At 70.9% G+C, this 15,689-nt stretch carries 16 protein-coding genes; 2 read left to right on the forward strand and 14 right to left on the reverse strand.

Going from position 1 to position 15,689, the window contains the following annotated elements; genetic code table 11:
* Positions 1-6: 6 nt before the first annotated feature.
* From ASC61_RS12385 to glpX, 10 genes are read right to left on the reverse strand one after another with little or no spacing between them, the layout of a single operon-like run.
* A complete protein-coding gene (locus ASC61_RS12385; RefSeq protein ID WP_056212325.1) occupies positions 7-1,392 on the reverse strand; it encodes a class II fumarate hydratase in 1,386 nt (461 codons plus the stop codon).
* 49 nt (positions 1,393-1,441) lie between these two features.
* Positions 1,442-2,083, reverse strand: coding sequence for a maleylpyruvate isomerase N-terminal domain-containing protein (locus tag ASC61_RS12390; protein WP_056212327.1), 642 nt, complete (start codon positions 2,081-2,083; stop codon positions 1,442-1,444).
* Between the two features lie 10 nt (positions 2,084-2,093).
* Positions 2,094-2,732 (reverse strand): hypothetical protein, encoded by a 639-nt coding sequence (locus ASC61_RS12395; RefSeq protein ID WP_056212329.1) that lies wholly within the window; start codon positions 2,730-2,732, stop codon positions 2,094-2,096.
* Positions 2,733-2,747: 15 nt separating this feature from the next.
* A complete protein-coding gene (locus tag ASC61_RS12400) occupies positions 2,748-3,908 on the reverse strand; it encodes a TlpA family protein disulfide reductase (protein ID WP_162243674.1) in 1,161 nt (386 codons plus the stop codon).
* 36 nt (positions 3,909-3,944) lie between these two features.
* Complete coding sequence (locus ASC61_RS12405) at positions 3,945-4,988, reverse strand: sulfate/molybdate ABC transporter ATP-binding protein (protein ID WP_056212333.1); 1,044 nt, start codon at positions 4,986-4,988, stop codon at positions 3,945-3,947.
* Positions 4,985-5,776: an ABC transporter permease gene (locus ASC61_RS12410; RefSeq protein ID WP_056212336.1), complete on the reverse strand. Its 792-nt coding sequence runs from the start codon at positions 5,774-5,776 to the stop codon at positions 4,985-4,987. The genes ASC61_RS12405 and ASC61_RS12410 overlap by 4 nt, the downstream gene beginning before the upstream one ends.
* A 1-nt stretch (position 5,777) precedes the next feature.
* A complete protein-coding gene (modA, locus tag ASC61_RS12415) occupies positions 5,778-6,536 on the reverse strand; it encodes a molybdate ABC transporter substrate-binding protein (protein WP_056212337.1) in 759 nt (252 codons plus the stop codon).
* Positions 6,533-6,934: a TOBE domain-containing protein gene (locus tag ASC61_RS12420; RefSeq protein WP_056212339.1), complete on the reverse strand. Its 402-nt coding sequence runs from the start codon at positions 6,932-6,934 to the stop codon at positions 6,533-6,535. The genes modA and ASC61_RS12420 overlap by 4 nt, the downstream gene beginning before the upstream one ends.
* A 59-nt stretch (positions 6,935-6,993) precedes the next feature.
* The gene (locus tag ASC61_RS12425) at positions 6,994-7,893 is read right to left on the reverse strand and encodes an alpha/beta fold hydrolase (protein ID WP_056212341.1); all 900 of its coding nucleotides are present in this window, start codon (positions 7,891-7,893) and stop codon (positions 6,994-6,996) included.
* Between the two features lie 2 nt (positions 7,894-7,895).
* On the reverse strand, positions 7,896-8,903 hold the full coding sequence (glpX, locus tag ASC61_RS12430; protein ID WP_056212343.1) for a class II fructose-bisphosphatase: 1,008 nt from the start codon (positions 8,901-8,903) through the stop codon (positions 7,896-7,898).
* A gap of 102 nt (positions 8,904-9,005) precedes the next feature.
* On the opposite strand from glpX, the gene ASC61_RS12435 reads away from it, so the two are divergent.
* On the forward strand, positions 9,006-9,533 hold the full coding sequence (locus tag ASC61_RS12435; RefSeq protein ID WP_082530639.1) for a DUF4245 domain-containing protein: 528 nt from the start codon (positions 9,006-9,008) through the stop codon (positions 9,531-9,533).
* An 8-nt stretch (positions 9,534-9,541) separates the two neighbouring features.
* On the opposite strand, the gene ASC61_RS12440 is transcribed toward ASC61_RS12435, so the two are convergent.
* From ASC61_RS12440 to xseA, 3 genes are read right to left on the reverse strand one after another with little or no spacing between them, the layout of a single operon-like run.
* Positions 9,542-11,158: a PD-(D/E)XK nuclease family protein gene (locus ASC61_RS12440; protein ID WP_056212348.1), complete on the reverse strand. Its 1,617-nt coding sequence runs from the start codon at positions 11,156-11,158 to the stop codon at positions 9,542-9,544.
* A 43-nt stretch (positions 11,159-11,201) separates the two neighbouring features.
* Entirely contained in the window at positions 11,202-11,429 is a 228-nt protein-coding gene (locus ASC61_RS12445) for an exodeoxyribonuclease VII small subunit (RefSeq protein WP_056212349.1), read from the reverse strand.
* Positions 11,422-12,645 carry an exodeoxyribonuclease VII large subunit gene (xseA, locus tag ASC61_RS12450; protein WP_056212351.1) on the reverse strand — a complete coding sequence of 408 codons (1,224 nt, stop codon included), beginning with the start codon at positions 12,643-12,645 and terminating at the stop codon, positions 11,422-11,424. The genes ASC61_RS12445 and xseA overlap by 8 nt, the downstream gene beginning before the upstream one ends.
* Before the next feature lie 45 nt (positions 12,646-12,690).
* Between xseA and ASC61_RS12455 the strand changes: the two genes are divergently transcribed.
* The gene (locus ASC61_RS12455) at positions 12,691-13,680 is read left to right on the forward strand and encodes a 4-hydroxy-3-methylbut-2-enyl diphosphate reductase (RefSeq protein ID WP_056212354.1); all 990 of its coding nucleotides are present in this window, start codon (positions 12,691-12,693) and stop codon (positions 13,678-13,680) included.
* Between the two features lie 73 nt (positions 13,681-13,753).
* Here ASC61_RS12455 and ggt read toward each other — a convergent pair whose 3' ends face one another.
* The gene (gene ggt, locus ASC61_RS12460) at positions 13,754-15,568 is read right to left on the reverse strand and encodes a gamma-glutamyltransferase (protein WP_056215631.1); all 1,815 of its coding nucleotides are present in this window, start codon (positions 15,566-15,568) and stop codon (positions 13,754-13,756) included.
* Between the last annotated feature and the right edge of the window lie 121 nt (positions 15,569-15,689).

Here is a 15,689-nt window from a genome sequence, read left to right on the forward strand (position 1 = left end):
GCCGGCTCAGGGGTGCGTCATGGACATGACGTCGAGCGCCTTATCCAGGTCCGCCTCGCTGATCTCGCCGCGCTCGACGAAGCCCATCTCGACGACGACCTGACGGATCGTCTTCTTCTCCTTGACCGACGTCTTGGCGACCTTGGCCGCGTTCTCGTAGCCGATGAACCGGTTGAGCGGCGTGACGACCGACGGCGACGACTCGGCGAGCTCGAGGCAGCGCTCCTCGTTGGCCGTGATGCCGTCGATGCAGCGGTCGGCGAGCACGCGCGACGCGTTGCCGAGCAGGCGCATCGACTCGAGGATGTTGCGGCCGATGACCGGCAGCATGACGTTGAGCTCGAACGACCCGGAGGCGCCGGCGGTGGCGATCGTCGCGTCGTTGCCGATGACCTGGGCGGCGACCATGAGCGTCGCCTCGGGCAGGACCGGGTTGACCTTGCCCGGCATGATGCTCGAGCCGGGCTGCAGGTCGGGGAGGGCGATCTCGCCGAGACCCGTGCGCGGGCCCGAACCCATCCAGCGCAGGTCGTTGCAGATTTTGGTGAGGCTGACCGCGATCGTGCGGAGCTGGCCCGACATCTCGACGAGGCCGTCGCGTGCGCTCTGCGCCTCGAAGTGGTCAGTGGCCTCGGTGATCGGCAGGCCGGTGTTGTCCGCGAGGATCTCGATGACCCGCTGGGGGAAGCCGATCGGCGTGTTGATGCCCGTGCCGACCGCCGTGCCGCCGAGGGGGACCTCGGCCGTACGCGGGAGGGAGGCCTCGACGCGCTCGATGCCGCGGCGGATCTGCGCCGCGTAGCCGCCGAACTCCTGGCCCAGCGTGACCGGGGTGGCGTCCATGAGGTGCGTACGGCCGGACTTCACGACGCTCGCGAACTCCTTGGCCTTGGCCTCGAGCGAGGTGGCGAGGTGGTCGAGCGCGGGGATCAGCTCGTTGGTCGCCGACGCGGTGGCGGCGACGTGGATCGAGGTGGGGAAGACGTCGTTGGACGACTGGCTGGCGTTGACGTGGTCGTTGGGGTGCACGTCCTTGCCGAGCGACTTCGTGGCCAGGGTCGCGAGGACCTCGTTGGTGTTCATGTTGCTCGACGTGCCGGAGCCGGTCTGGAACACGTCGATGGGGAACTGCGCGTCGTGGGCACCGGAGGCGACTTCCTCGGCCGCGGCGACGATCGCGTCGGCGATGTCCTGGTCGAGGATGCCGAGCTCGGCGTTGGCCTTGGCGCAGGCGGCCTTGATCTGGGCCAGGGCGCGGATCTGCGCGGGCTCGATCGGGGTGCCGGAGATCGGGAAGTTCTCGACGGCGCGCTGGGTCTGGGCTCGCCAGAGGGCGTCGGCGGGGACGCGGACCTCGCCCATGGTGTCGTGCTCGATGCGGTATTCGGTCATGCTTCCGACGATATCGCTGCGGTGTCGACGCGTATCGGGCAGGCGTGGGTCAGAACGCGGAGACCGAGCCGGGCGCACGTTGTGGCCGGCTCAGGGTGCGTACGACCGCCGCCTGGCCGTGCCTGCGCATCGCGACGCCGCCGAGCAGGTCGACCACGTGCGCGGCGACCGTGCCGGGGAACTCCGGCGTCGGGAGCCCGACGCTCGCGGCGAGGTCGTCGGAGTGCACCATCAGCTCCATCGACCGGGTGACGAGGAAGTCGTCGGTCGTGAGCGCCCAGCCCTGCCACGGGATGAAGATCGTGTCGGGGTCACGCGGCGTGCGCAGCAGGTCGGGCAGCTGGTCGAGCAGCGGCGCAACCTCCGCGAGCACCGCGTCGCGTCCCGCCCGGGCTGCCTCGTTGCCCTCGTCGCGGATCGAGGTGTTGGCCTCGTCCTCGGGACGTGCGGTCACCCACTCGGCCCCCGCGTAGTGGTCGAGCAGCGGGATCGGGTCGTCGGTCGTCGGCGGCTGCGCCAGGAACCGCGCCGCGTGCTTGACCTGCGCGAGCAGGTGGTGCGCCAGCCCGCCGACGGTCATCCCGGCACACGCGCTCTCGGCTTCCCACGACTCGGCGACCTCAGGGCGCTCGGCCAGCCGGTAGGCGATGTGGCCGGCGTCGACGAACTCGGTGCGATCCAACGGCTGCATGCGTACGACGTTAGTCGGCGGCGGCGGCATCGTCGCGCCGAGTGCCCGACACGATCCAGTAGCGCTCGGCCCGACCTTGCAGCTGTACGTCGAAGGCTTCCTCGCGGACGTCGGTCAGCACGGCGTCGAGGCTCGCGGTGAGGCTCGCCGACGGCGCCATGGTCCAGATGCACAGCCCCCCGCCGGGCCGGAGCCGCAGGGCGCACACCTCCACGAACTCGGCGGCATAGACCGCGGCATTGGCGTCGTGCACGAGGAAGTCCGGCCCGTTGTCGACGTCGAGCACGATCGCGTCGAGCGACGCGGGCGACTGCGCGGCGACCACGCCGCGCACGTCGCCGACCGTGACCTGCGTACGTGCGTCAGCCAGCAGGTCGGCGCCGGGGATCGTGCCGTCCCGCATCCAGCCGACGATCTCGGCGTGCAGCTCGGCGACGACGACGCGGGTGACCTGCGGCGACGCCAGCAGGGCGCGCAGCGTGTAGCCGAGCCCCAGGCCGCCGACCAGGACCTCGCGGGCGCCGAGGTCGATGACCGTCCGCGCGAGGGCCCGTTCCGACGAGGTCTCGACGTCGTCCATGACGAACACGCCGTTGACTCGCAGCTCCAGAGCGCCGTCGTCGCGGCGGCGGAGGGTTGCACCCGTCATGGTCCGACCCTACGGTCACCCGAACGCGTACGAGAAGACCTCCAGCTGGCCGCGAAATCGAATCGTGAGCGTCTCGCGGTCCGCCTTCGGCGCTGCGTAGACCTGCACGAAGTCCGGCCGCCCACGAACTGGAATGCGCCGGCTGACGCCCTCGGACGTCGAGACCTCGAGCCATCCCCGACCGCCGACGAGCACGTACGCCCGCCTCGCCCCGAACGTCACCCGGCCGACGGCGCGGGCCTTCGGCACGGCGCTCTCCGGGTCGACGCGCCAGCGGCCGCCGATGCTGGCGATGCCCGGTCGAGGCCGCTTCGCCAGCCGGTAGAGCTGCTCACGGCCGATGATGCCGTCGACCTCGGCGTCGTAGTGCGAACCCACCGTGCTGCCCAGCTTGATCTGCGGAGGGGTGCCGCGCGTGGCGTCGCCGCCGTCGTCGAGGCTGCCGACGGGGCGGGGGAGAGCACTCGTCGATCCGCCCTCGGTCAGGAGCTTGCGTACCTGTCGCTCGAGGCGCTGGCTGCCGTGATCGCCGATCGTGATGGCACGGACGGTCCCAAAACGATCGATGAGGTACGTCGTGGGCCGCACCGCGGCGCGGTAGCGGTCCATCGTCGCCCGGGCGTCGTCCATCAGCACGGGGAAGTCGAGCGACAGGTCGGCGACGGTCTGCTCGACCTCGGTGTCGTCGGTCTCGAACGAGAACTGGGGCGCGTGCACGCCGACGATCGCGAGGTCGTCGTACGCCGCCTGCCACGCCCGGAGGTAGCGGGACTCCCGCCGGCACTCCACGCACGAGCCCGAGAACACGAAGACGATCGCGACCCTGCCCTCGAGGGAGCCGATCGAGACGCCCGACGACCCGATCCACGGCCCCGGCCCGAGCGTGGGCGCACGGCCGCAGCGCGAGAGCCGTTCGATGCCCGGCGTGCAGGCGGTCAGCCGGGTGTTGGCGCGGGTCACGGTGCTCGTCAGACCCGTCGGCACGGGAGTGGGTCCGGTCCGCACCGGGGCGACGGCCGGAGTCGTCGTCGCGACCGGGTCCTCGGGCACGAGGTGCCCAAGTCGTGTCGGCAGGTCGCCGACCGCCGCGACGACGAGCAGGACGACGACCGCGATGCCGAGGAGGACGCGTCGGTCCGCGGACACTCGTCGGAGGAACACGCGGAGCTGGGTCATCACTGGAGGTTCGTCACCGCGGCACGCCATGACGGGTCATGCTCCGTAGATTGCCACCTCGCTTGCCTTGACCGCGAGGAACACTCCGGCCCCCGGTGCCAGGTCGAGCTCTGCGACGACGGGTGCCGTGACATCGGCGCTGATGGCACCGGCCCGGACTCGCACCTGCGCACCTCGCGGCTCGAGCTCCGTGACGGTTGCGGCGATCACGTTGCGCGGGCTTCCGGCCGGTCGTTGCAGGAAGATGCTGACCGCGGACGGGCTGAACACGGCCAGGGCCGTCGCGTCCGGTGCCAGCTCCTCGTCGGACAGGCCGGACACGACCAGGCCCTCGGGCGTACGGACCGCTCCTCCCTCGACGCGGCCGCGGACCAGGTTCAGCCCCGCGATGTTCGCACCGAACGCGCTGCGGGGGCGAGCCAGGACGTCACGCGTCGGGCCGGACTCAACGATGCGGCCCGCCTCCATGACGACGACACGGTCGGCCAGCAGCAGGGCGTCGAGGACGTCGTGCGTCACGATCACGGCGGTCCTGTCGGCGAGCACCCGGCGCAGCACCTGGCGCATCGCCGGGACAACCGTGATGTCGAGTGCCGCCATCGGCTCGTCGAGCAGCAGGAGCCTCGGCTCGGCGGCAAGTGCACGGGCAACCGCGATGCGTTGTGCCTGACCTCCGGAGAGCTCCGACGGCCTGCGTCCCGCGAGCTCGGCGGCGTCGACCTCCGCCAGCCAGGTCATCGCGGTGGCGCGCGACTGCGCTCGCGTACGACCGGCGCTGCGCGGCCCGAACGCGACGTTGTCGAGCGCGTCGAGGTGTGGGAACAGCAGCGGGTCCTGGGCGAGCAGCGCGGTGCCTCGGGCGTACGCGGGCTGCCACGTGCCTGCGGCGACGTCGAACAGGACGTCGTCGCCGAGGATCGCGCGACCGGTGTCGGGCCGTACGACACCGGCGATGGCCGCGAGCACGGTGGACTTGCCCGCCCCGTTGGGTCCGAGGATCGCCACGACCTTGTGCGCGCCGATGTCGAGGGACACGTCGACTCCGCGATCGGCGACCGTCGCCTCGAGGTGGAGACTCACAGCGCGGTGCTCCTCGTCCCGCGCACGAGACCGATGACCAGCACCGCCACGACGACCAGCACGAGCGACAGCGCGACGGCAGCGTCGGGATCGGTCTCGCGCTGCAGGTAGATCTCCAGCGGGAGCGTGCGGGTCACCCCCTCGAGGCTTCCGGCGAACGTGATCGTCGCACCGAACTCGCCCAACGCCCGGGCGAACGACAGCACCGCGCCGGCCGCGAGCCCCGGCAGCACCAAGGGGAGGGTCACCCGGCGCAGGACGGTCGTCGGTCGCGCGCCGAGTGTCGCCGCGACGACCTCGTAGCGCTCGCCTGCCGTCCGCAGCGTGCCCTCGAGGCTCACCACCATGAACGGCAGCGCGACGAACGTCTGGGCGATGACCACGGCGGTCGTCGAGAACGCGATCTGCAGGCCGAGCACGTCGATCGTCTCGCCGAGCAGCCCCTTGCGGCCGAACGTGTAGAGCAGGGCGATGCCGCCGACGACGGGCGGCAGCACCAGCGGCAGCAGCACGATCGACCGCAGCAGCGACTGGCCGCGGAAGGTCGTACGGGCCAGCACCAGGGCCATCGGCACGCCGAACACCACGCACAGCAGCGTGCTGGCGGCGGACGTACGCAGGCTCAGCCACAGGGCCGCACGCGACGAGTCGGACGTGATGAGCGAGAAGAAGCTGCCCCACTCGACCCGGGTCGCCAGTGCGACGAGCGGCAGCACGACGAACGCCGCTCCCAGCGCAGCAGGCACGAGGACCCACCGCGGCACGCCGGACTGCCGGGTCAGGCTCATGTCAGGGCTTCTGGAAACCGTACGTCGACAGGACGGACTGGCCCTCGGGACCGACGACGTAGTCCGTGAACCCTGCGGCGAGCGTCTCGTCGTGGGTGCTGCGAAGAGACGCGATCGGGTACGTGTTGACGGCCTGGCGGGACTCGGGGAACGTCACGCCGTGCACCTTGGCACCGGCCCCGAGCACGTCCGTGACGTAGACCAGCCCGGCATCGGCCTCCCCGGAGATGACCTTGCCGAGCACGTCCGTGACGGACTGCTCCTCGCTGACCGGCTTGATCCTCAGGCCGGCGGCCTCCTCGACACGCGCGGCGGCGGCGCCGCACGGCACCTCGGGTGCGCAGACCACGACCTTGGCGCTGCGGCCGGTCAGGTCGCGCAGCGACTCGATGTGTGCCGGGTTGCCTGGCGGGGTGACGATCTCCAGCGTGTTGCTCGCGAAGTTCTGCGGGACCCCGCCGATGACCCGCGCCTTGACGGCCTTGTCCATGTTGGCGGTGTCGGCCGAGGCGAAGACGTCGGCCGGAGCGCCCTGCTCGATCTGGGCGACGAGGTCGGACGACCCGCCGAACGTGAACTTCACGGTCACGCCGTCGTTGGCGTCCTCGAACCGCTTGCCGATCTCGGTGAAGGCGTTCTGAAGAGAGGCAGCGGCATAGACGTGCAACGTCTTCTCGGGCGCGTCCGCCTGGTCACGCGCGCCGCCAGAGCAGCCGGCCAGCGGGACGAGCAGGAGCAGAGCCGCCGCGAGTCGCCTCATGACGCCACCTCCAGCGACTCGATGATGACGTTGGTCGACTTGATGACCGCGACCGCGACGGAGCCGGGCTCGAGGCCGAGCTCGTCGACGGCCTCGCTGCTCATGAGCGACACGACGCGGAAGGGTCCGCACTGCAGCTCGACCTGGGCCATGACGGCGTCGGCCTTGACCGCGGTGACCAGGCCGACGAAGCGATTGCGGGCGGAGCTGGCGGTGCCGGCATCGCCAGAGGAGCCGGCCTGCGCCTTGGCGAACTGTGCCAGCTCTCGCCCGTCGATGGCCATGCGGCCCGCTGCGTCCGTCCCGGACGGCAGGCTGCCGGCACTGACCCATCGGCGGACGGTGTCATCACTGACGCCGAGGAAGCGGGCGGCGTCCGAGATCCGTATGTGCGGCATGCACCGAACTCTAGGCCATGATCTGCGGGAGTGTGGCGCGAAAACCTCCGCAGGCGCGGTCAGCGGGAGATGGCGCGTTCAGCCGTGCGCACGATGGCGTCGACGTACGTGTCGTAGAGCTGCACCGGCAGATCGTGCCCCAGGCCGGCGATCTCGATGTGCTCGGCGCCTGGCACGGCATTGGCCACGGCCCTGCCGCCGGAGCGGTGCACCAGCGGGTCGTTGAGCCCGTGGATCACGGTGACCGGGAGGTCGAGCTTGGCGAGGTCGCTGGTGCGGTCGGGCTGCGTCAGGACGGCGAGCATGTGCCGAGTGACCCCGCTCGCGGTCCAGCCGCGGTCGTACGTCTCGTAGGCCCGGGCCCGCGCGAGCTCCTCGTCGCCGGGGAATGCCGGGGAGCCGAGGATTGTCGACGTCCGCAGCGACCGGGCGACGTACGAGTCGCGGGTCGAGCCGGCCGAGGCGAGCAGCGTCGGCATGATCTTGGGGTGCTGCCAGCCGACCCGGCGGTTGCCGGTCGTCGACATGATCGACGTCATCGACATCGCCCGCTCGGGTCGCGCGATCGCCATGGTCTGCACGATCATGCCGCCCATCGAGACCCCGACGAGGTGCACCCGCTCGACGTCGAGGTGGTCGAGCAGCCCGAAGGCGTCCTCGGCCAGGTCGGCGATGCCGTAGGGCGGCTTGCCGAGCCCGGCGAACGCGCGGATCACGTCGAGCTTGCCGACGCGGTGCTGGCGCAGCTTGGTCGACCGTCCGGTGTCGCGGTTGTCGTAGCGGATCACGAAGTAGCCGCGCCCGGAGAGCCGCTCGCAGAAGTCGTCCGACCACCAGCCCATCGGCCCGCCGAGACCCATGACCAGCAGGATCGCCGGGTCCTCGGCGTCGCCGAACGTCTCGTAGCAGATGTCGATGCCAGACGGCAGCGACGCGAACTCTTCCCCCGAACCCGGCACGATCAGGACTCGTAGTCGATCGTCGAGTAGGCCTTGAGCTTGGCGAGCTGGTGCTCGCTCGTGATCTTGCGGATCGTGCCACTGCGCGAGCGCATGACGATCGACTCGGTGTAGGCCTTGCCCGCGCCGTAGCGGACGCCGGCCATCAGCTCGCCGTCGGTGATGCCGGTCGCGACGAAGAAGCAGTCGTCGGCGTTGACCAGGTCGTTGGTGTAGAGCACGCGGTCGAGGTCATGGCCGGCGTCGACGGCGCGCTGGCGCTCGTCGTCGTCGATGGGCCAGAGCTTGCCCTGGATCGTGCCGCCGATCGCCTTGATGGCGCACGCCGTGATGATGCCCTCGGGCGTACCGCCGATGCCGACCAGCAGGTCGACGCCGGTGTCGGGCCGCGCGGCGGTGATGCCGCCGGCGACGTCGCCGTCGATGATGAACTTGATGCGGGCCCCGGCGGCCCGGATCTGGTCGACGAGGTCCTGGTGGCGCGGCCGGTCGAGCACGCACACCGTGACGTCGTTGACCGAGATGCCCTTGGCCTTGGCGACGAGCGCGATGTTCTCGGCGACCGGCAGCCGGATGTCGACGACGTCGGCGGCCTCGGGCCCGGCGATGAGCTTCTCCATGTAGAACACGGCGGACGGGTCGTACATCGAGCCGCGAGGCGCCACGGCCATCACGGAGACGGCGTTGGGCAGGCTCTTGGCGGTCAGCGTCGTGCCGTCGATCGGGTCGACCGCGACGTCGCAGTCGGGACCGGTGCCGTCGCCGACGTGCTCGCCGTTGAAGAGCATCGGCGCTTCGTCCTTCTCGCCCTCGCCGATCACGACGACGCCGTTCATCTGAACGGTGTTGATCAACGTGCGCATCGCGTTGACCGCGACCCCGTCGGCACCGTTCTTGTCACCGCGGCCGACCCAACGGCCGGCCGCCATGGCTCCGGCCTCCGTCACCCGGACGAGGTCGAGGGCGAGGTTGCGGTCGGGCGCCTGAGCGGCTGGCTGAAGGCTGTTCACGCGGTCATCGTACCCGCCGGTAGCCGTCCGTGACCGGCCGAGTTCGCGCCGATCGCGCCCCGTAAAGTTGCGTGGCATGAGCGAGCTCGCGAGCGAAACGACATGAGCACCCCTCGGTCGAGCCGCGGCAATCCCTCGATGGGTGACATCGTCCGGTCCGTCGTCGTGATCGGCCTGATCATCATCGGGTTGTACGGCATCGGCAAGGTGTTCAGCGACAAGCCCGACACCCCGACGCCGGCCGTCGACTACGCCAAGCTCACCGATCAGGCCCGTCCGGTCGCGGGCTTCGACCTGCTCGCGCCGTCGAGCCTGCCGAAGGGCTGGCACGCCAATGCCGCCCAGCTCAACATCGACTGGTGGCACCTGGGCATCGTGAAGGGTGACCACGACTACATCGGGCTCGAGCAGGTCAAGGGGATCAGCGTCACCCGGGCGCTCCAGCGCTTCGCCGACGGCACCCGCGCCGACGGCAGGACCGACATCGGCGGCGAGACCTGGTCGGTGCGCAAGGGTCCTGGAGACCGCACGACGTACGTCCTGACCAAGGGCGAGGTGACGACGGTGGTCGTGGGCACGCCGTCGCGCTCGGTGATCGAGGACTACATCGCGTCGCTGTCGACGTCCTGACGCAGCGGCTAGAACGGCGCCGGCTCGTCGTCGACCGGCGGACTCTGGGCGGCCGCCAGATCCTGGTTCTCGTGGACCTGCCGGTCCGGGCACCACTGGCGCACGGGGCACCACGCGCAGTGCGGCCCCGGCCGGGTGTGCCACTCGGCGTCGACGTGCCAGTCGCGCGCCGCGGCGGCGACGTCGGCCCTCACCGCCTCAGCAAGCTCCGGCTCCTCGAGGTCCCAGGCGTAGACCTCACTGGTCTCGGGCGTCAGCATCTCGACCTCGACCGTCGCGGTCGTGCAGCCGTGCGCCTCGGCGACGCCGGCGCCCAGCATCGCGAGCAGGAACGGCACCTGCAGGTTGTCGGCATAGACGTCCTCGGCCCCGCCGGCCGGCAACGACGAGGTCGTCTTGACCTCGCGGGCGACGAGCCGGTCGCCGACGCGGAACACCAGGTCGGGCTTCGTGACGGCGATGACCTCCGCGTCGTGGTCGAAGCCGTGGAGCGCCGTCTCGCTCGCCACGTACGCCACACCGTCCGTCGCGAGCGGGCAGCTCGGGACGTGGTGGCGGAGGTAGGGGTGCGCGATCGCGTAGTCGTCGGCGTCCATGACGGTCGCGGCGAGGCCGATGTCGCCGCCGGGCTCTGGCAGGTCGTCGATGCTGCACCCGGTGCCACGGGCATGCGCGGTCTCGAGCCACGTGTGGACCAGCAGCCCGCGGGTCTGGGCGCCGGAGTACTCGGCGTCGCGCGGCACGCGGGCATCGGCGAGGAACCACTGAGCGGGGCAGCGCTGGTAGCGGTCGAGGTCTGACGGCGACACCGACCGTGAGGCGTAGCCCTTGCTCGGCTGGCCCAGCATCTCGGGCACGGGGATGAGGGCGTCGCAGGCGCCAGCGACCTTGCAGCTCGCGCACTCGCTGCCGGGCACCGCCGTGCCGAGGTCGCCGAGGCTGCCGGCGACATGCTTGGCCTCGGCGGAGAACTCGGCGCCGGCGTCGGCGGGCGTGCCGTCGAACAGCACGGCGATGCTGCCGTCGGCGGCACCGATCTCGACGACCCTGATGCGTACCGGGATGTCCCGCGACGGGTAGCCCGCGGCGACCTGGGCCGCGGTGTGGGTCCACAACAGGTCGTCGTGCGTCGGCTCGACGTGCGCCGTGCCGAGCCGGTAGCGCCGGACCTCGCGCACGCCGTCCTCCGTGCGGTAGAGCGGCCCCCACACCGTCAACGTACGTTCGACCGTGCCGATCGTCGGGTCGGTCTGGAACAGCTGGAGTGGCCCGATCTCGTCCTCGATGTCCCAGTGCGCCTCGAGGATGTTGGTCACCGCGGCGGTGGCGTAGGGGCGCAGCAGGCGGTGGACGCGGCGCCGTTCGAGCTCCTGCGCGATCCAGCCGGCGAGGTGCTGCGGGTCATGGGCCCACTCCGACGAGTGGGACGCGCGCACGAGGTCGGTCACGATGCCGAGGACGAACGTCTTCTCTGAGCCGAACGAGCGGCGCCAGCGCCGGGACTTCACGTCGGGGCGGATCTTGACCGCCAGGTGGCGGGGGCACGAGTCGGCCGAGGCGATGTCGGTCGCGGAGACCTTGAGGATCGAGGGATCCCCGAACAGGTCGAGGGCGTCGATAGTCATGCTGACCCCTCTCCGCGTGGAGTCACGATGATAGGCCGCGCGGCTAGTCGTCGGTGGCATCCTCGGCGTCGAGTCCGGCCGCAGCGGCCAGGCGGCTGCGGGCGCCGTCGAGCCACTGCTGGCAGATGCCGGCGAGGACCTCGCCGCGCTCCCACAACGCGATCGACTCGTCGAGGCTCGTGCCGCCGACCTCGAGCTTCTGCACGACCGAGATGAGCTCGTCGCGCGCCTGCTCGTAGGGGATCTCGGGAGTCTGTGGGTTCTCAGCCATGGGGCATCTCTTCCTTGGTCAGGGTGCGTACGCCCAGGGTGCCGTCGGACACGCGCACCGTGAGCTCGTCGTCGGGGGCGACCTGGTCGATCGAGGTGACGACCGTGCCGTCGGAGAGCTGCGCGACGGCGTAGCCGCGTTCGAGGGTCGCGAGCGGGGACAGCGCGCGTACGCGGGCCAGGTGGTGACCGACCTCGTCGTGCGCCCGGTCGAGTCGGTGGCCCAGCGAGCGGCGGGCCCGGTCGCGGGTCTCGTGGACCAGGTTCTGCTCGGCATCGACCAGCGTCGTGGGGTTGGCCAGCACGGGTCGGGACCTGATCGCGGCGAGCCCCTGCACCTCGCGGCCGAGGATCGCCCGGATCGCGTGCGACGAGCGCCGGCGCATCGCCGAGAGACCGGCGAGCTCCTCGCGGACGTCGGGCACGATGCGCTTGGCGGCGTCGGTGGGCGTCGACGCGCGCAGGTCGGCGACGAGGTCGAGGATCGGGCTGTCGGGCTCGTGGCCGATCGCGCTGACCACGGGTGTCGTGCACGCGTGGACGGCCCGGATCAGCGCCTCGTCGGAGAACGGCAGCAGGTCCTCGACCGACCCGCCGCCGCGGGCGATGACGATGACGTCGATCGAGGCGTCCGCGTCGAGGTTCTTGAGACAGCCCATGACGTCGAGCGCCGAGCCGTTGCCCTGCATCAGCGCGTGGCGGACCACGAAACGTACGTCGGGCCAGCGCAGCTGCGCGTTCTGGAGCACGTCGCGCTCGGCGGCGGAGTTCTTGCCGGTGATCAGCCCGATGCCGCGGGGGAGGAGCGGCAGCGTCTGCTTGAACCGCGGGTCGAACAGCCCCTCGGCGGCGAGCAGCTGCTTGCGGCGCTCGAGCTGGGCCAGCAGCTGGCCCTCGCCCTGCGGCCGGATCTCGCGCAGCTCGAGCGCGAGCTGGCCACGGGGGAGGTAGAACGACGGCTTGGCGTGCACGATGACGCGGGAGCCCTCGGTGATCGGCGTGGGGGAGGCGTCGAGGATCGAGGCGTGGCACGTCGCGTCGATCGACATCTTGGCGACGAGGTCGCGCAGCGTGAGGAAGCAGACGCCTTGGCGGCGGGTCAGCTGGGCGATCTCGGCCTCGACCCAGACCGCTCCGAGGCGGCCGATGTAGCCGTCGATCAGCTGGGAGATCTGCCGCAAGGGCGCGGGTGCGTCCGAGGTCGTCTCCAAGGCCATACCGACACCCTAGGGTGCTGGGCGGACACCGTTAGACTCGTCCACATGTCTTCCACGATCGAGCTCGGCATGCCCCCCGTCGGAGGCAGCGTCCTGCTGGCCGACCCGCGCGGCTACTGCGCCGGCGTCGACCGCGCCGTGATCACAGTGGAGAAGGCCCTCGACCTCTACGGCGCACCGGTCTACGTGCGCAAGGAGATCGTGCACAACAAGCACGTCGTCAACAACCTGCGGGACCGCGGGGCGATCTTCGTCGAGGAGCTCGACGAGGTCCCCGAGGGCGCGACCGTGGTGTTCTCGGCGCACGGCGTCTCGCCGATGGTGCACGCCGAGGCGGCCGAGCGCAGCCTCAAGACGATCGACGCGACGTGCCCGTTGGTGACCAAGGTGCATCACGAGGCGCGGCGCTTCGCCAACGAGGGCTACCGCATCCTGCTGATCGGGCACGAGGGCCACGAAGAGGTCGAGGGCACCGCCGGCGAGGCACCCGACCACATCACCCTCGTGCAGACCCCCGACGACGTCGACGACCTCGAGTTCCCCGAGGGCACGCGCCTGTCGTGGCTGTCGCAGACGACCCTCAGCGTCGACGAGACGATGGAGACCGTACGCCGGCTGCGTGAGAAGTTCCCGCAGCTGGAGGACCCGCCGAGCGACGACATCTGCTATGCCACCCAGAACCGCCAGGTCGCGGTCAAGGAGATCGCCAAGAACGCCGATCTCGTGATCGTCGTGGGCTCGGCCAACTCCTCCAACTCCGTACGCCTCGTCGAGGTCGCGCTCGAGGCCGGCGCCAAGGCGTCCTACCGCATCGACGACATCTCCGAGATCGACGAGGCCTGGCTCGACGGCGTCGAGAACGTCGGCGTCACGTCAGGTGCTTCGGTCCCGGACGACCTGGTGCAGGAGGTGCTGGGCTACCTCGCGGAGCGCGGCCACCCGGGCGCCCAGGCCGTACGCACCGCCGACGAGAGCCTCATCTTCGCCCTCCCGCCGGAGCTCCGCCGCGACATGAAGGCCGCTGCTCAAGCCTGACGCTCCGAAATTTGGCGGCTGAACCACCACGCCGGTCCGTGCGCGTGGTGGTCGAGCCGCCAAATCTCGGCGGTTAGCGTGACGGGTGCACCACCAGGGCTGAGCCGCCGCCTCGGCGTACGGGTTCGGACGCCGCGATGAGCCTGCCGTGGCGGCCGACCTCGATCGTGGCCGCCGCACCGATCTCCGCCGCCGACGTGAACTGGTCGCCCGACGGCGTCAGCGCCTGACCGTACGGCGCCAAGAGGCCCTGGTACGCCGTGATGAACTCCGGCTCCGCCGGCGTCGCGGCAGCGTTGCGCTGCGACGCCCGCGGCGCCGCGACAGCCTCGGGCAGCGTCATGCCCAGGTCGATCCGGTTGAGCAGGATCTGCAGCACCGTCGTGATGATCGTCGCGCCACCCGGCGACCCGACGACGTACTTGACCTTGCCGTTCTTGAGCACGATCGTCGGCGACATCGACGAGCGCGGCCGCTTGCCGGGCTCGATGCGGTTGGGGTCCTTGGGGTCGTAGACCGCGCTGAAGTCGGTCAGCTCGTTGTTGAGCAGGAAGCCGCGCCCGGGCACCGTCATCGCCGAGCCGCCGGTCTGCTCGATCGTCAAGGTGTAGGCCGCGGCGTTGCCCCACCTGTCGACGACCGAGAGGTGCGTCGTGGAGACGTTCTCCGTGTCGGCCTTCTCCTCGTGCTTCGCGGTCGCGCAACCGGATCCGTCGAGCGCGCCCGCGGCGACTGGCTTGGGTGTCGCGTGGTCGGGGTCGATCGTGCACGCCCGCGAGTCGGCGAACTTCTGGCTCAGCAGCGTCGTGGTCGGCACGTCGACGTAGGCCGGGTCGCCGACGTATGCGCCGCGGTCCGCGAACGCCCGTGCCGACGCCTCGAGGTAGAGGTGCAGGCTCTGGGCGAGCTCGGGCCCGCTGCCGAGGTCGTAGTTCTCCAGGATGTTGAGCGCTTCACCGACCGACGTACCACCCGACGACGACGGCGCCATGCCATAGACGTCGAGCCCGCGATAGCTCACCTTCGTCGGGTCCTGCTTCCTGACCTCGTACGCCGCCAGGTCCGCGGTCGTCATCGATCCCGCCGGAGCCGGCAGCGTCGACGCCGGATCCTTGCGCGGGTGCTGCACGACGTCGGCGATCTCGGCGGCCAGCGGACCGCGGTAGAACGCTCCGGGTCCGCGCTTCGCGATCGTGCTCAGGGTCGCGGCGAGCTCGGGGTTGCGGAACCGGGTCCCCACCTGCGGGGCGTCGCCGCCGGGCAGGAACAGCTTGGCGGTGTCGGGGAACGCCGCGAACCGCGCCTTGTTGTCGAGGGTCTGGTTGCGGAACGTGCTGTCGACGACGAACCCCTTGCGGGCCAGCTCGATCGACGGCGCGAGCGTACGGGCCAGTGAGAGCGTGCCGAATCGCTTGAGCGCGGAGTCCCAGGTCGCCAGCGTGCCGGGCACGCCGACCGCGACGCCGGAGGAGACGAGCTGAGGGGTGAACGGGTAGGGCTTGCCGGTCGCCGGGTCGATGAATGCGTCGTGCGTGATGCCGGCGGGCGCCGTCTCGCGGCCGTCGATCGTGCTGACCTTGTGGGTGCGGGCGTCGTAGTAGACGAAGTAGCCGCCTCCGCCGATCCCGGCGCTGTAGGGCTCAGCGACGCCGAGCGCCGAGGCAGTCGCGACCGCGGCGTCGGCGGCGTTGCCGCCCTTGCGGAGCACCTGGAGCCCGATGCGGCTGGCATTCGCATCGACGGACGACACCGCCCCGCCATACCCGTACGCCGTGGAGCCGCTCGCCTTCGCCGAGCTGGGGCCTGCGGTGCTGGTCGCGACGAGTGAGCCGGCCGCAAGCGCTGCGGCGAGGCCGACCCCGAGTCGGCGCGGTGTGCTGATGGACATGCCCATGGCTTCCCCCCGAAAGACAGTCAGTGGTGTCCCATCACGCTAAGCCCAACCCCGACGTCACGCGAGATGACGCCCGAGCGAAGCGAGGGAAGGGTTCCTGGGCGAAGCCCAGGCC

It is taken from the genome of Aeromicrobium sp. Root344 (assembly GCF_001425755.1).
In the GTDB taxonomy this organism is placed as follows: domain Bacteria; phylum Actinomycetota; class Actinomycetes; order Propionibacteriales; family Nocardioidaceae; genus Aeromicrobium.

Bases quoted from the DNA above. Each gene is read 5' to 3' on its own strand.
- ASC61_RS12455 (WP_056212354.1), top strand. From the start codon at position 12,691: ATGTCTTCCACGATCGAGCTCGGCATGCCCCCCGTCGGAGGCAGCGTC.
- ASC61_RS12420 (WP_056212339.1), bottom strand. From the start codon at position 6,934: ATGCCGCACATACGGATCTCGGACGCCGCCCGCTTCCTCGGCGTCAGT.
- ASC61_RS12390 (WP_056212327.1), bottom strand. From the start codon at position 2,083: ATGCAGCCGTTGGATCGCACCGAGTTCGTCGACGCCGGCCACATCGCC.
- ggt (WP_056215631.1), bottom strand. From the start codon at position 15,568: ATGTCCATCAGCACACCGCGCCGACTCGGGGTCGGCCTCGCCGCAGCG.
- xseA (WP_056212351.1), bottom strand. From the start codon at position 12,645: ATGGCCTTGGAGACGACCTCGGACGCACCCGCGCCCTTGCGGCAGATC.
- ASC61_RS12445 (WP_056212349.1), bottom strand. From the start codon at position 11,429: ATGGCTGAGAACCCACAGACTCCCGAGATCCCCTACGAGCAGGCGCGC.
- ASC61_RS12395 (WP_056212329.1), bottom strand. From the start codon at position 2,732: ATGACGGGTGCAACCCTCCGCCGCCGCGACGACGGCGCTCTGGAGCTG.
- ASC61_RS12385 (WP_056212325.1), bottom strand. From the start codon at position 1,392: ATGACCGAATACCGCATCGAGCACGACACCATGGGCGAGGTCCGCGTC.
- ASC61_RS12410 (WP_056212336.1), bottom strand. From the start codon at position 5,776: ATGAGCCTGACCCGGCAGTCCGGCGTGCCGCGGTGGGTCCTCGTGCCT.
- ASC61_RS12435 (WP_082530639.1), top strand. From the start codon at position 9,006: ATGAGCACCCCTCGGTCGAGCCGCGGCAATCCCTCGATGGGTGACATC.
- modA (WP_056212337.1), bottom strand. From the start codon at position 6,536: ATGAGGCGACTCGCGGCGGCTCTGCTCCTGCTCGTCCCGCTGGCCGGC.
- ASC61_RS12400 (WP_162243674.1), bottom strand. From the start codon at position 3,908: ATGACCCAGCTCCGCGTGTTCCTCCGACGAGTGTCCGCGGACCGACGC.
- ASC61_RS12440 (WP_056212348.1), bottom strand. From the start codon at position 11,158: ATGACTATCGACGCCCTCGACCTGTTCGGGGATCCCTCGATCCTCAAG.